Annotated in this window: 12 protein-coding genes; 10 read left to right on the forward strand and 2 right to left on the reverse strand. The window is 54.4% G+C overall.

Annotation, left to right across the window (positions count from 1 at the left end):
- Positions 1-86: 86 nt before the first annotated feature.
- The 10 genes from hrpA (at position 87) to QSV34_RS02290 (ending at position 12,113) form a co-directional block, all read left to right on the forward strand.
- Positions 87-4,034 carry an ATP-dependent RNA helicase HrpA gene (gene hrpA / locus QSV34_RS02245; RefSeq protein WP_289151633.1) on the forward strand — a complete coding sequence of 1,316 codons (3,948 nt, stop codon included), beginning with the start codon at positions 87-89 and terminating at the stop codon, positions 4,032-4,034.
- 152 nt (positions 4,035-4,186) lie between these two features.
- Positions 4,187-4,561 (forward strand): HvfA family oxazolone/thioamide-modified RiPP metallophore, encoded by a 375-nt coding sequence (locus tag QSV34_RS02250; RefSeq protein WP_289151635.1) that lies wholly within the window; start codon positions 4,187-4,189, stop codon positions 4,559-4,561.
- Positions 4,562-4,593: 32 nt separating this feature from the next.
- Positions 4,594-5,439, forward strand: a complete 846-nt coding sequence (locus QSV34_RS02255; protein ID WP_289151636.1) for an HvfB family MNIO-type RiPP peptide maturase — start codon at positions 4,594-4,596, stop codon at positions 5,437-5,439.
- Complete coding sequence (locus tag QSV34_RS02260; RefSeq protein WP_289151637.1) at positions 5,439-6,221, forward strand: HvfC family RiPP maturation protein; 783 nt, start codon at positions 5,439-5,441, stop codon at positions 6,219-6,221. Before QSV34_RS02255 ends, QSV34_RS02260 begins: the two co-directional genes overlap by 1 nt.
- Positions 6,222-6,480: 259 nt before the next feature.
- Positions 6,481-7,581 (forward strand): OprO/OprP family phosphate-selective porin, encoded by a 1,101-nt coding sequence (locus QSV34_RS02265; RefSeq protein WP_289151639.1) that lies wholly within the window; start codon positions 6,481-6,483, stop codon positions 7,579-7,581.
- Positions 7,582-7,667: 86 nt separating this feature from the next.
- Positions 7,668-9,071, forward strand: coding sequence for a choice-of-anchor I domain-containing protein (locus tag QSV34_RS02270; protein ID WP_289151641.1), 1,404 nt, complete (start codon positions 7,668-7,670; stop codon positions 9,069-9,071).
- A 111-nt stretch (positions 9,072-9,182) separates the two neighbouring features.
- A complete protein-coding gene (locus QSV34_RS02275; RefSeq protein ID WP_289151643.1) occupies positions 9,183-9,923 on the forward strand; it encodes an MlaA family lipoprotein in 741 nt (246 codons plus the stop codon).
- Positions 9,924-9,999: 76 nt separating this feature from the next.
- Positions 10,000-11,214 (forward strand): PP2C family protein-serine/threonine phosphatase, encoded by a 1,215-nt coding sequence (locus QSV34_RS02280; protein WP_289151645.1) that lies wholly within the window; start codon positions 10,000-10,002, stop codon positions 11,212-11,214.
- Between the two features lie 11 nt (positions 11,215-11,225).
- Positions 11,226-11,723 carry an STAS domain-containing protein gene (locus tag QSV34_RS02285; protein WP_289151647.1) on the forward strand — a complete coding sequence of 166 codons (498 nt, stop codon included), beginning with the start codon at positions 11,226-11,228 and terminating at the stop codon, positions 11,721-11,723.
- 99 nt (positions 11,724-11,822) lie between these two features.
- Entirely contained in the window at positions 11,823-12,113 is a 291-nt protein-coding gene (locus tag QSV34_RS02290) for a GIY-YIG nuclease family protein (protein ID WP_289151649.1), read from the forward strand.
- Between the two features lie 61 nt (positions 12,114-12,174).
- Here the strand turns inward: QSV34_RS02290 and QSV34_RS02295 are convergent, their stop codons facing one another.
- A complete protein-coding gene (locus QSV34_RS02295) occupies positions 12,175-12,618 on the reverse strand; it encodes a tellurite resistance TerB family protein (protein ID WP_289151650.1) in 444 nt (147 codons plus the stop codon).
- On the reverse strand, positions 12,615-13,610 hold the full coding sequence (gene dusA / locus QSV34_RS02300; RefSeq protein WP_289151651.1) for a tRNA dihydrouridine(20/20a) synthase DusA: 996 nt from the start codon (positions 13,608-13,610) through the stop codon (positions 12,615-12,617). Before dusA ends, QSV34_RS02295 begins: the two co-directional genes overlap by 4 nt.
- Positions 13,611-13,677: the final 67 nt, after the last annotated feature.

Consider the following 13,677-nt stretch of genomic DNA (forward strand, 5'->3'; position numbering starts at 1 on the left):
ACTGGTGAATTACGCCTGCGGCTAATCCACCCTACGGGCTTGCCATTTCATGCTAAAGTCCCCGGCTTTTACCAGCCCCGCAAGTCATGCCTGAAAACACCATCAATAAACTTTACCAGCAGCTCGATCTCTGCCTGTCATCTGATCGCGGTCGCCTGTTAGCTGGTTTGGGACGGGTGCGGCAACGACTAAAGCGCAAGCAACCGGTGGAAAAAGAATTACAGCGCTTGCTGGAGCTGGTGGAAAAGTCTCAACAACAGGTAGCGGCAAGAACAGCAGCGTTACCTGCCATTGAATATCCCGATCTGCCGGTATCCGCCCGGCGGGAAGAAATAGCCAACGCCATTCGTGAGCATCAAGTGGTTATTATTGCCGGTGAAACCGGTTCCGGTAAAACCACCCAGCTGCCGAAAATTTGCCTGCAAGTGGGCTGTGGCACACGCGGGCTGATCGGCCACACCCAGCCCCGTCGCATTGCTGCCCGAACGGTGGCCAGCCGTATTGCCGAAGAGCTGAAAACGTCCCTGGGCGACAAAGTCGGCTATCAGGTGCGCTTTAATGATCAAAGCGGCGACAGCACTTTTATCAAGCTGATGACTGATGGCATTCTGCTGGCTGAGATTCAGAACGATCGTTTTCTCAACCGCTACGACACCATCATTATCGACGAGGCTCACGAACGCAGCCTCAACATTGATTTTCTGCTGGGCTACCTGAAGCAAATACTGCCCAAACGCCCGGATCTGAAAATTATCATCACCTCCGCCACCATCGATGTGGAGCGTTTCTCTCGCCATTTTGATGGTGCTCCGATTATCGAGGTATCTGGCCGCACTTACCCGGTAGACGTTCTCTATCGCCCGCCACAGGAAGGCGATGAAGAACTGGGAGAACAGGTAACAACCGCACTGCAGGAATTGCTGTCATTGCCTCAGCGGGGCGATGTGTTGGTATTCCTCAGCGGCGAGCGGGATATTCGCGAACTGGCACTGACGCTGCGCCGGGCGGTCACGCAACGGCTGTTGCCGCAACTGGAGGTATTGCCACTTTACGCGCGCCTCAGCCTGGCGGAGCAAAACCGCGTCTTTCAGGCGGGTAATCGTCGGGGCATACGGGTTGTACTGGCCACCAATGTCGCCGAAACCTCCGTTACCGTACCGGGTATTCGTTATGTGATTGACCCCGGCACCGCACGCATCAGCCGTTACAGCTACCGTACCAAGGTGCAGCGGCTACCGGTGGAACCGGTATCACAGGCCAGTGCCAACCAGCGCAAGGGACGCTGCGGGCGTTTGAGTGACGGGGTTTGTGTTCGCCTCTACGACGAGGAAGATTTTCAAAGTCGGGCGGAGTTTACCGACCCGGAGATTGTGCGCACTAATTTGGCGGCGGTGATACTGCAGATGTTGCATCTGCGCATTGGCGATATTCGCAACTTCGATTTTGTCGACGCGCCAGATCAACGCTTGATTAACGATGGTTTCAATTTGCTGAAAGAACTGGGCGCCATCAATGACAAAGAACAGTTAACGGCCATTGGCAAACAGCTGTGTCGCCTGCCGGTTGATCCGCGCATGGGGCGCATGCTGCTGGCAGCAACTGAGGGCAGTTGTTTGCGGGAATTGCTCATCATTACCGCTGGTTTGAGTTTGCAAGACCCGCGCGAGCGCCCCGCCGACAAGCAACAGCAAGCGGATCAGGCTCACGCCCGTTGGCGTGACAAGGGTTCCGACTTTGTCAGCTTGCTAAACCTGTGGGACCACATGGAGCAGCAACGCCAGGATTTGTCGGGCAACCAGTTCAGTAAATACTGCAAAGCCAATTTTGTTTCCTACTTGCGCATGCGTGAATGGCGCGATTTGCACCACCAACTTCACCAGGTGGTGCGGGAATTAAAGCTGCCCCACAGCAGCGCTCGCTTGCCTGATGGTGCAAACGACGAGCCGCTGGCTGCGCAGAATTACAATCAGGATGCCATTCACCGTGCTTTGCTAACCGGCCTGTTGGGGCAGGTGGCGCGCTTGCATGAAGGCCGCGAATACCTGGGCACCCGCAACCGCAAATTTATGATTTTCCCCGGCTCGGGCGTCTACAAAAAGAAGCCCAAGTGGCTGATGTGTGCCGAGCTGTTGGAAACCAGCAAACTCTACGCCCATACGGTGGCGGCCATCGACAGCCAGTGGCTGCCGCAGCTGGCCGCTCACCTGGTGAACAAAAGTTACTCAGAGCCTCATTACGACAGCCGTCGTGGCGAGGTGATGGCGTTTGAAAAACAGACCCTCTATGGCCTCACCATCGTGGAGCGCAAACGCTGTCGCTACGGCAATATCGACCCTGTGGTGTCCCGTCAGGTATTTATTCAGGGGTGCCTGGTGGAAGGGGGCTACGCTAAAAACCGCCGTGGCAAAGGCACTTTTCTGGCTCATAACCAGCAACTGTTGGAAGAGCTGGAACAGCTTGAAGCCCGCACCCGGCGGCGGGATATCGTCGCCGAGGAGCGGGTGATATTCGACTTCTTTGATCAGCGTGTGCCCGCAGACATCACCAATCTGGTGGCCTTTGAACAGTGGCGCAAACAGGCGGAGCAGAAACAACCAAAGCTGTTGTGCATGGAGCGCGAATTGCTGATGCAGCGGGCCGTCAGCGATACTTCCCAGGCACAGTTTCCCAATGGCATTGAATGGCAGGGCATTGCCTACAGACTGCATTACCACTTTGAACCGGGCCACCCGCAAGATGGTGTGACCGCCGATATTCCTCTGGCGGTGCTGCACCAGGCTCCCAAATACCGTTTTGAGTGGATGGTACCGGGGATTCTGCGGGACAAATGCATCGCCCTGGTCAAATCCCTGCCCAAGCCTCTACGTCGCCAGTTTGTCCCGGTGCCAGACGCAGTGGACAAAGCCCTGCGGGATATGAAGGCCGACAATCGTCCACTAACAGACGCATTGGCGGAACAGCTAAAGCGCCATTACGGGGTTGATCTGGAAGGCGCAGATTGGCAGCCGGAGGCACTGGATGCCTACTATCGCATGAACTTTCGCTTGCTGGACGATGCTGGCCAGCAGCTGGCTATGGCGCGAGATATTGAACACCTGCAACGTGACTATCGCAGTGAAGTACAGAGTGCGATTCAGCAAACCGCGTCGCCAGATTTTGAACGCACTGAGTTGCGCCGTTGGGATTTTGGTGAGCTTTCGGAAGTGTACGAGCACAGCAGCGGTAACCTCACTGTACGTGCCTGGCCAGCGCTGGTGGACTGTGGTGATAGCGTGTCGCTGAAATTGCTGGATCACCCGGAAGTGGCTCGTAACCGAACCACAGCCGGGGTTTTGCGTCTGGCTTTGCTGCAACACCCACAAACCGCCAAATACCTCAACAAGCAGCTGTTCAAAGGGGCGGACCTGAAATTGATGGCTGCGGGGTTGCCCAAACGCCAGGATCTGGCGGTGGATGCCAGCGCTGCTGCCTATCAGCAGGCGCTGTTTGCCGGCAAGCCCACCCCCCGCAGCGGCGAGCAGTTTGAAACGCTGCTGAGCCAAGGGAGTGGTGATATTGTCGCCACGGCTAATGAGCTGGAGGAGATGGTTCTCTCGCTACTGGAACCCCTGGCGTCGATCCGCAAAATGCTCAAAAAAGCCGGTTTGGCGGCGTTTCATGCGGTTGAGGATATTAACGGACAGCTGGATGAACTGTTTGTCGAAGGTTTTTTGCAACACCAGAGTGGAGAACTACTGCAGCAATACCCTCGCTATATCAAGGCATTGCAACAACGACTGGAAAAAATCGCTACCAATGCCGCCAAAGATCGCCAATACACCCTGCAGTTACAGGGCTTGCAACAAAAGCTGGATGAGTTGCCTTCACAACAGCTGGAATGGAGTCAGGAACAGCAGGGGGAAGTGGCTCACTACCGCTATATGCTGCAGGAATACCGGGTTTCGTTGTTTGCCCAGCAGTTGCGCACGGCGCTTCCGGTGTCGGATAAACGCCTCTCTGCCCAGTGGAAACAGGTGAAGGCGGCGTTTTCCTGACAGTGAGTTTTTGACCTAATCGTAAAGAATTTGAAATATTGGAGAAATAGTGGAAACTTAACCCTGACCCTCAGGGTCATAAAGCCCAGCAATGCCGGAGTTGGCTTTGCTGCATAACTATATCTTGAGAAAACGATTAGGAGAGATCCATCATGGCTAAGCAAACTACTAAACCTCTGGCAGCTGCAGTTGGCGCTGCGTTCCTGGCTTCTGTTGCTCTTGCTCCCGCAGCAATGGCTGAAAACCCCTTCCAGGCCAGTGAATTAAGCTCTGGCTACAACACCCTGAGTTCCAAGCTGGCCGAAGGTGGCTGCGGCGAAGGTAAATGCGGCGAAGGCAAGTGTGGCGAAGGTGAGAAGGGTGAAGAAGGCAAATGCGGCGAAGGGAAGTGCGGCGAAGGCAAATGTGGCGGTGAGAAAGGCGAAGAAGGCAAGTGTGGTGAAGGCAAATGCGGCGAAGGGAAGTGCGGCGGTGACAAAGGTGAAGAAGGCAAGTGCGGTGAAGGCAAATGCGGCGGTGATAAGTAATCACGCCGTTTTTTTTGTGATAGGCACTGAATATGGCTGTTAAGTCATACCCCGTTGAGGGGGCCGGATTGGGGCTGCGACGTTGTCAATTAGACAACTTCCAGTCCCTTTCTACTGATGACGTCCATTTTATGGAGGTCGCCCCTGAAAACTGGATCAATGTGGGTGGTCGCCATGGCCGCAAATTTCGCCAGTACACGGAGCGCTTTCCCTTCGTGTGTCATGGCCTTTCCCTGTCTATCGGCTCACCGGCACCACTGGACTTTGGCTTTCTGGCGGACGTCAAAACCTTTATGGCTGAGCACGGCATCAAGGCATATACCGAACACCTCACCTACTGCAGCGACAACGGTCATCTCTACGATTTGTTGCCGATTCCCTTTACGGATGAGGCGGTAAAATACGTGGCTGGGCGTATTCGCCAGGTACAGGATTTTCTCGGTCAGCGTATCGCCATGGAGAACGCTTCCTACTACGCCGCGCCGCAGCAGGAAATGCCTGAAATCGACTTTATCAACGCGGTGTTGGCAGAGGCGGATTGCGACTTGCTGCTGGACGTTAACAATATCTACGTCAATAGCATCAACCACCGTTACGACCCGGAGGAATTCCTGGCGGCCTTGCCGGGAGAGCGTGTCAGCTACGTGCATATCGCCGGTCATTACAACGAGGCGGAAGACTTGCGGGTAGATACCCACGGCGCCGATGTGATTGACCCGGTATGGGGATTGCTGGATCGCGCCTATGAGCTGTTCGGCGTTATGCCTACGCTGCTTGAGAGGGATTTCAATATTCCACAGGTGGCGGAGTTGCTGACCGAGGTAAATCACATCAAGGCCATCCAGCAACAACACGCCGCTCAGCTGGTTACTGCCTGATGAACCAAGGCTCTTTCAAAACCGGTGAAGCCTCTTTTCAGGATAGCCAGTTTGCTTTTGCTGCTCACCTCCGCGACCCGGAGCACAATCCGGCGCCAGAGAATATTGAAGACCGGCGCATGGGCATCTACCGTGAGCTGATCTACAACAATATCGAGAATTTTATCGCCAGCGGTTTTCCCGTATTGAAAACCCTGTACAGCGAGGCGGATTGGCACAGTATGGTGCGAGATTTTGTCAGCCGCCACCAGAGCACCACTCCGTATTTTCTGGAGATTTCCCAGGAGTTTCTCCGCTATCTGCAGGAAGAGCACAAAGCGCAGCCCTGCGATCCACCGTTTTTATTGGAACTGGCCCATTACGAGTGGGTCGAGCTGGCTCTGGATGTGTCGCCGGAATCTCTGCCACCAGAGGAAGAGATCAGCGATAGTGACCTGTTGCAGCAGCACCCGCAGGTCTCTCCCTTGGCCTGGCGGCTGTCTTATCAGTACCCGGTCCATCAGTTGGGCCCGGAGAATCAGCCCCAGGAACCACCAGAGCAGCCCACCTTTTTGGTGGTATATCGCAATCGCAAGGAGCGGGTGCGTTTTATGGAAGCCAATGCGGTGACTGTTCGGTTGCTGCAACTGTTGGAAGACGATGCCACTCTCAGTGGCCAGCAGGCTTTGCAGCAGATCGCCCAGGAGCTGAACCACCCGCAGCCAGAGCAGGTGGTCAGCAGTGGCGCGCAGTTGCTGAGGAAGCTGGCAGATTTGAGTATTATTTGCGGTTCCTCGCAGTGACGAGTGAATTTGAGAACGTCTCCACACTCTTACGCCGCTTCTCCATTTTCTGTCCACTTTCTCTGTCGCCAGATATGCTGAAATAACTATGCAAACTTCTTGATCCCTCTTCTTTTGCGGCTATTACCTTTGTAAGGTAATAGCCATTTTCTTGTCATATACCTGTCACAAATCCTCATCAGAATACGCCCCGATCCGAAACCTAACCTGTGGATCCTTTGATCATTAATCGGTCGTCCAAAAATAGGGGACATATCTGATGAAAAAGACCATTCTCGCTTTGGCTATCGCCAGCATTTCCGTTGGTGCCAATGCCGGTACTGTAACTTCCGATGGTGGCGACGTTATCGTTCAAACCAAAGGCGGTTTCAGTGTTAAAACTGCTGACAAAAAGAACGCCTTCAACATTGGCGGTCGTATTCAGTGGGACTACAACAACGCTGAAGCGGATTCCGACAGCGAGCCGGACGAGAACAACCTGTCTGTTCGCCGCGCCCGTATCTTCCTGAAAGGTACCGTTGACAAAAACTGGGACTACAAAGCTCAGTTCAACATCGGTGAATCCGAAGCGGGTGATGTAGAAGACCTGTACATTCGCTATAAGGGCTGGGGCAAAGCTGCCAACCTGACTGTGGGTCGTCAAAAAGAGCCCTTCGGCCTGGAAGAGCAAACCAGCTCTAAAGACATCTCCATCCTGGAGCGCTCTGCCATGACTGAGCAGCACGCTTTTGGCCGTAACACTGGTGTTCAGCTGCACGGTAAAGGCAGCAACTGGACCTACGGTGTAGGTGTGTTTGAAAACGAAACTGCTGACGATGACCGTGGCGCTGAAGACTTGGCGTTTACTGGTCGTTTTACTTACGCTCCAGTTAACGAAAACGGCAACGTTTTGCACTTGGGTCTGGCGTTCTCTGAGCGCAGCGGCACTCAAGGTGTTAGCGGTAACGCCGCTGAGTCTGCCATGGCTTACGAAATCGCTGGTGTAAATGGCGCTTTCCACTACCAGGGTGAGTACTTCGACACTGACCAGGTAGACGGCGACAACCTGAGTGGCTACTACGTACAAGCTGGCTGGATTTTGACTGGCGAGTCTCGTCCCTACAAAGACGGCAAGTTCAAAATTGTTAAGCCTTCCAGCGACGCTGGTGCCTGGGAAGCGGTTGTTCGCTACGAAGCGGGCGACGGTAACTTCAGCGACATCGAGCTGGGCCGCACCGACGGTAACCAACTGGCTCTGGGCGTAAACTACTACCCCAACAGCGCCATTCGCATCGGTGCCAGCCTGATGGATGGTGAAAACGATGTAACTGGTGAAGGTGGTAAAGAGTTCCGCGTTCGCATGCAGTACGTTTACAAGTAATTCCATTACTTGACGATGTACCCGAAGCCCCGCCCTGTGCGGGGCTTTTTATTTCCGGCTAACGGTCTGAATGGAGTCCAATCATAATGCGAATCGTTTTGTTAACCAGTTTATTGATGTTGTGCACTGCAGCGTCATCCGCGCAACTGCAGCGCATAGCCAGTTACGATACCGGCTACCCAAAGGGCGCCGAAATTATCAGCGTGCAACAGCACAGTGGCCGGGCGGCGTTAACTATCTCCGGTAAAAATCAGGTAGATATACTGTCCCTCGCCAACACGGCACAGCCACAGCGGCAGCTGCGTATTGCCATTCAGGGGGACAACATTGCTGATATCTCCTCAGTGGCTTTCCACCCCAGTGAAGACTATGTAGCGGTGGCAGTTATACCGGCAGATCCTCTGGCCACAGGCAAAGTTGTGATTCACAGTGCCTCAAGTGGCAAACGGTTGGCCAGCTTTACTGCCGGTTACTGGCCAGACTCGGTGCTGTTCAGCAACGATGGCCGTTGGCTGGCGGTGGCCAATGAAGGGGAACCTTTTGTGGCCACAAAAGGCGGCACGTTGGTGACGCCACCGGGCAGCATCACCTTGGTGGATTTACAACACGACCTGGGCAATGCCGCTGTCCATCAGATTGCTCTGCCGGACCTCAGCGCAGTGGAAGGGGTATTGCAAGCCAGTGACAAGCGTTCCTTTGAACGCGACATCGATTTGAATGGCGATGGCCGTATCGATGGCGATGAGGAAGAGCTGGAAGTGCCGATTAGCGCTGCTACTGCGGACTATCTGGAACCCGAATACCTGGCTTTTACCCCTGATGGTGCAACGTTGTTTGTCGCCCTGCAGGAAAATAACGCCGTTGTGGTTGTGGATACCTCCACGGCTAAGGTGGAGCGTTCATTTGGACTGGGGGTAACACGCCATTTGGCCGATACCCAGGATGATGGGCGGGTGGCCTTTGTTAATGAATTGACCGCCTTTCGGGAGCCAGACGGTATTGCCCTTGGCAACAATGGCAAGTGGCTGTTGACCGCCGATGAGGGCGATACCGAGCCCAAGGCGTCGAAAATCAACGCCGGACAAAAGGCGGGTGGTGGCCGTACCCTGAGTATTTTTGATGCCGCCAGCGGCGAGTTGCTGGGCGACACCGGCAACCAGCTGGATGCCATGGCCCACGCGGTTGGTATTTACCCCGATGGACGCAGCGACAATAAGGGATCGGAGCCGGAAACCGTGGTGTACCTGGAGCTGGAAGGGACTCACTACGGCGTGGTTACCCTGGAGCGTGCCGATGCACTGGCTCTGGTGAATATTAATAACCCGCAAAAACCCCTGGTGGAATCGGTGGTGTCACTGCGCATGTCCGGAGACAAGGCAAAGGCCTATGGGCCAGAAGGTCTGGCGCTCTACCGCGACTCCAAGGGCGGTTATTTCCTGTTCTGTGCCAACGAGAAGCGGGGTACAGTATCGGTGGTGACCATTCGCTAGTAAGCCAGTAGCCCGTCATTGCGACCACTACCCATTTTGCTGTTACCACCTAAACGGAACCCTGGGCTACAATTGCGGCCCAAACAGGGACTGGAACAGAGGTTATCTACCATGAAATTCAAAAAAATCGCCTGCGTCATCGCGTTGGCCACTCCACTGTTGGCCACCGGAGCCATTGCTGAAGAGTCCGTTGAGGCCAAGAAAAAGGGCGGTGCCCTGGAAGGCTTTAACCGCGCCATGCACGGTTTTAACCATCACTTGGACAAGTGGTTGTTAAAGCCGGTGACCAAGGGTTACAAGTGGATCACTCCCGACCCGGTAGAGCGGGGTGTCAGCAATGTATTCGGCAACCTCAAGGAAGTGATCAATATCCCCAACGACCTGCTGCAGGGCAAGTTCAAGCAGGCCGCTAACGACACCGGTCGCCTGCTGGTGAACACCACCATCGGTGTGGGCGGTATTTTTGAAGTGGCTGATGGCATGGGCCTGAAAAAGAGCGAAGGCGAAGACCTGGGGCAAACACTGGCCTCATGGGGCGTGCCCGCTGGTCCGTATGTGGTGGTGCCGTTCTTTGGTCCCAGCACCCTGCGCGATCTGCCGGCCGGTGCGGTGGATAGCCTGGCCTTTGATGTGGTGCGTTACGAAGACAATATCAGCCTGCGCAACAGCGTTTATGGCCTGCGTGCCATAGATACCCGTGCCCAATTACTCGAATCGGAGGAATTGATCACTGGTGACCGCTATACTTTTATCAAAGACGCCTTTCTTCAGCGTCGTGAGTACCTGATCAACGATGGCGAGGTTGAGGATGACTTCGGCGACGATTACGGTGACGAAGACGACGATTATTGACCGATGGTGTCTGGCGGTGGCCTGACAGGATGAGCGGCGACACTGAATAATAACAAGCTCAAGGTATCAGCCAGAGATGCAGGGCAGTACGCGCGAACTCCTATACATCGGTTGCCACAAGCCGGATTCGGTGTTTCAAAATACCGACCTGTCCGATCACAACTGGGTGGTGAAATACGCCCATCTGGATGATCCTCTCGACGAAATACTGCGGGCTTTAAACCCCGCAGTTATTCTTTTGGACTGCAGCCACATCGATGTGGACAACCAGTTCGACTCGGTTATTGAAACGCTCGGTTTCTGCATCGCCTTTAGCGAAGCCCACACCGTGGTGCCCATCCTCAAAGGGGCATCTGCGCGCCAGGTACTGACCTGTATCCACCGCGGAGCCAGTGATGTATTGCTGGTGCCGTTTGACCCCCGAAATTTGCTGATTGTGGCAGAGTCTGCCTGGAAGGCCAGAGAGTTGCTGCGCGACAGCCAGAACTATCGGCAACAGCTGGAAACCATAAATCGCGAGCTGCAGGAAAAACTTCAGGTATTGCGCCAGGATCAGTTGGCTGGCCGTCAGGTGCAGCTCAGTATGCTGCCGAAAACCCCACAACACTTTCACGATTACACCATCGCCCATCACATTGTGCCGTCTCTGTACCTGAGTGGTGACTTTGTCGGTTATCACACCTTGATGGATCGTTACCTGACATTCTATTTTGCCGATGTTTCCGGTCATGGGGCTTCCTCGGCTTTTGTCACGGTGTTGTTACGCTTTATGCTCAACAAGATCATTCGCAAACACGTGATCCGCCGCGACGAGGCCAACCTCGCCCAGGCACCCGGTGGCCTGGCGGAATCCCTCAATCGCCAGATGTTGGCCACCGGCCTTGATAAACACATGACCTTGTTTGCCGGTTCCATCGATATGAAGCGCCATGTGATGCGCTACGTTACCTGTGCTCAGATGCCGGCGCCGATACTGGTTAGCGACAAGGGTGCCGAGGTATTACAGGGCAAGGGTAAACCCATCGGCTTGTTTGACGATGCCAGTTGGGAAGTGGAAGAAATTGAGCTGCCCCGTCACTTTTCCCTGTGCATGGTGTCTGATGGCGTGTTTGATTACATGTCGGGAAATTCCATGGCCGACAAGCAGCAGAGCCTGTACGATGCGGCCCAGGCGGAGGGTTGTGGCGCGAATGGTGATTTTCAGCAGGGCATGCTCAATCGCCTTGGTCTCAATGATGTGCAGGAAGCCCCGGACGATATTTCCCTGCTGACCATCTGTCGGCAGCTGTAAACGAGAGAACAATGAGCGCGAGTGACGAAAGAGGGCGTATTCTGGTTGCCGAGCAACAGGGGCTCTACGACATCAAATTTATTGGCGATGTGCGCATGGTGCTGTGCACCTCTCTTTCTGATTACATCGAATCGATTTTTCAGCGCGGCGATGCCAGTGAAGTTCTGGTGGACTTGCTGGAAGCCAGCGGTGTAGACAGCACCACCCTGGGTTTGCTTGCCAAACTGGCGATTCACTGCAACCGCCAATTCGGCCTGCGCCCGAAACTGTTTTGCGATAACGACGGCATTAACCACACCCTCAAAGTCATGGGGCTTGATGAAGTTTTCGACCTGTTTGAAGGCCCGATCGGCGAGAAATTTAACTGGTCAGAACTGCAGTGCGGCGATCTGGATGAAGATACCTGCCGCCAGCGTGTGTTGGAAGCCCACCGTCAGCTGATCGAACTCAACCCTGCCAATCGCGATGACTTTATTGACCTGATTCGCAGTTTGGAAAAGCCGGTTTAAGAGATAGATCCTTCGCTACGCTCAGGATGACATAATCCCGGCTCTGTCATCCTGAGCGTAGCGAAGGATCTCTTACTGAAAAGACCATAAGGAAGTGGCATGTCTGAACCAGCGCAATACTTTGTTTATATCCTAACCAATAAAACCAACCGTGTTATTTATACGGGTGTTACCAATAACCTGGAACGCCGGCTTTTCGAACACAGATCAAATCAAGTGCCAGGTTTTACTGCCAAGTATCGTTGCCATAAATTGGTTTATTTTGAGGATACACCCTCTGTGGAAGCTGCAATAACTCGCGAGAAACAGATAAAGGGCTGGTTGCGGAAAAAGAAAATTGCTTTGGTCAATAGTGTTAATCCCAATTGGGATGACTTGGGCAGGTTTTGAGATCTTTCGCTGCGCTCAGGATGACGTAACCAGGTAGTGTCATCCTGAGCGCAATGTTAGATTACTGATCCTTCGCCAAATGCTTGGCGCGAATAAAGTCACTGTGCGAGACGTGTATTAACTCGCAAATTTGGCGAATGGTGCCTTCTTCGTATTTGTCCAATTGGCCATCTGCATAAGCGGTGCGCCACAATTCCACCACCAGTTGAAAGCGCTCTGCGGCGCCGTAGCGCTCGTTGATTTGGCGGGTAAAGCGGTACAGGCAGGTGGCTTCACGGTTAGCGCTTTGAGCCTCGGCAAAAAGCTCCTTTACTTCGCTGTCGGAAAGCGCGAAACGGGTTTTTAGAACCTCCTCAATAACCCGTTGCTCCTGGCTGTCTACATCGCGATCGGCAACCATCACTTCCACCAGTAGTGCGGCGGCCGCCACTTGCAGCCCGTCAGATGACGATGGCTGATCGCCTGATGGCTCGCTGTTCAGCAGTTGGCGCAGTTTTGCAATCATCGGTCAGTTACAGCCGGTTGAGTGTTGAGTTGTTGCAAGGCCGCGTACAAAGTGTCTACCCCTGCATCCTGAAGATGGGCATTTTCACTGATGTAGCGGCGAAATTTGCGTGCACCGGGCATGCCCTGGAACAGGCCGAGAATATGGCGGCTCATATGACTGAGTTTGATGCCATTGTGCCGCTGCCGTTCCACGTAGTGAAGAAATTGTTGGTACACGTCCAGGCGGCTGGGAGTAGGCGCAGTGCTGCCAAAGAAACGCCGATCTACCTCCGCCAGAATGTAGGGGTTGTGATAGGCCTCGCGCCCCATCATCACTCCGTCCACATGTTGCAGATGTTGTTCTGCCTGATCCAGAGACGTGATACCGCCGTTGATGATGATCTCCAGGTGCGGCAAATCTTTCTTCAACTGGTAAACCCGCTGATAGTCCAGTGGCGGTATTTCCCGATTCTGTTTGGGGCTGAGCCCCTGCAGCCAGGCTTTGCGGGCGTGGACGATAAAAGTCTCGCAGCCTGCCTCGTGCACCGGGCCGACAAAATCCAAAAGGTTCTGGTAGCTGTCCAGATCATCGATACCAATGCGGGATTTGACGGTTACCGGCAGATCACAGGCGCTTTTCATGGCGCTGATGCAGCTGGCCACCACATCCGGCTCCGCCATCAGGCAAGCGCCAAAGCGGCCTCGCTGTACCCGGTCGCTGGGGCAGCCGCAATTGAGGTTGATCTCGTCGTAACCAAAGTCACTGGCGCTGTGACAGGCCTCTGCCAGTTCTGCCGGGTCGCTGCCGCCCAGCTGCAAGGCTACGGGGTGCTCCGATGGGTCAAAGCCCAGATGGTAGTCTTTATCGCCGTATTTGATGGTGCCGCTGTTGACCATCTCCGTATAGAGCAGGGTATGCTTGCTCAACAGGCGCAGAAAGTAGCGGCAATGCCTGTCCGTCCAATCCAGCATGGGGGCAACGGAGAAACGGCGGTTAAGTGGAGCAGGCATGGCTGTGATAGTTGTTGGTTGGGGAGGAGATTTTAGTCAATCTCAGGCTTGCTGCATACTGCGTGCA

The sequence above is a fragment of the Porticoccus sp. W117 genome, from assembly GCF_030341905.1.
Lineage (GTDB): Bacteria > Pseudomonadota > Gammaproteobacteria > Pseudomonadales > Porticoccaceae > SCSIO-12696.

Excerpts from the sequence above, each read along its gene's own strand:
- QSV34_RS02260 (WP_289151637.1), top strand. The coding sequence starts at position 5,439 with ATGAACCAAGGCTCTTTCAAAACCGGTGAAGCCTCTTTTCAGGATAGC.
- QSV34_RS02250 (WP_289151635.1), top strand. The coding sequence starts at position 4,187 with ATGGCTAAGCAAACTACTAAACCTCTGGCAGCTGCAGTTGGCGCTGCG.
- QSV34_RS02280 (WP_289151645.1), top strand. The coding sequence starts at position 10,000 with ATGCAGGGCAGTACGCGCGAACTCCTATACATCGGTTGCCACAAGCCG.
- QSV34_RS02290 (WP_289151649.1), top strand. The coding sequence starts at position 11,823 with ATGTCTGAACCAGCGCAATACTTTGTTTATATCCTAACCAATAAAACC.
- QSV34_RS02295 (WP_289151650.1), bottom strand. The coding sequence starts at position 12,618 with ATGATTGCAAAACTGCGCCAACTGCTGAACAGCGAGCCATCAGGCGAT.
- QSV34_RS02270 (WP_289151641.1), top strand. The coding sequence starts at position 7,668 with ATGCGAATCGTTTTGTTAACCAGTTTATTGATGTTGTGCACTGCAGCG.
- QSV34_RS02285 (WP_289151647.1), top strand. The coding sequence starts at position 11,226 with ATGAGCGCGAGTGACGAAAGAGGGCGTATTCTGGTTGCCGAGCAACAG.
- QSV34_RS02265 (WP_289151639.1), top strand. The coding sequence starts at position 6,481 with ATGAAAAAGACCATTCTCGCTTTGGCTATCGCCAGCATTTCCGTTGGT.
- QSV34_RS02275 (WP_289151643.1), top strand. The coding sequence starts at position 9,183 with ATGAAATTCAAAAAAATCGCCTGCGTCATCGCGTTGGCCACTCCACTG.
- QSV34_RS02255 (WP_289151636.1), top strand. The coding sequence starts at position 4,594 with ATGGCTGTTAAGTCATACCCCGTTGAGGGGGCCGGATTGGGGCTGCGA.
- dusA (WP_289151651.1), bottom strand. The coding sequence starts at position 13,610 with ATGCCTGCTCCACTTAACCGCCGTTTCTCCGTTGCCCCCATGCTGGAT.
- hrpA (WP_289151633.1), top strand. The coding sequence starts at position 87 with ATGCCTGAAAACACCATCAATAAACTTTACCAGCAGCTCGATCTCTGC.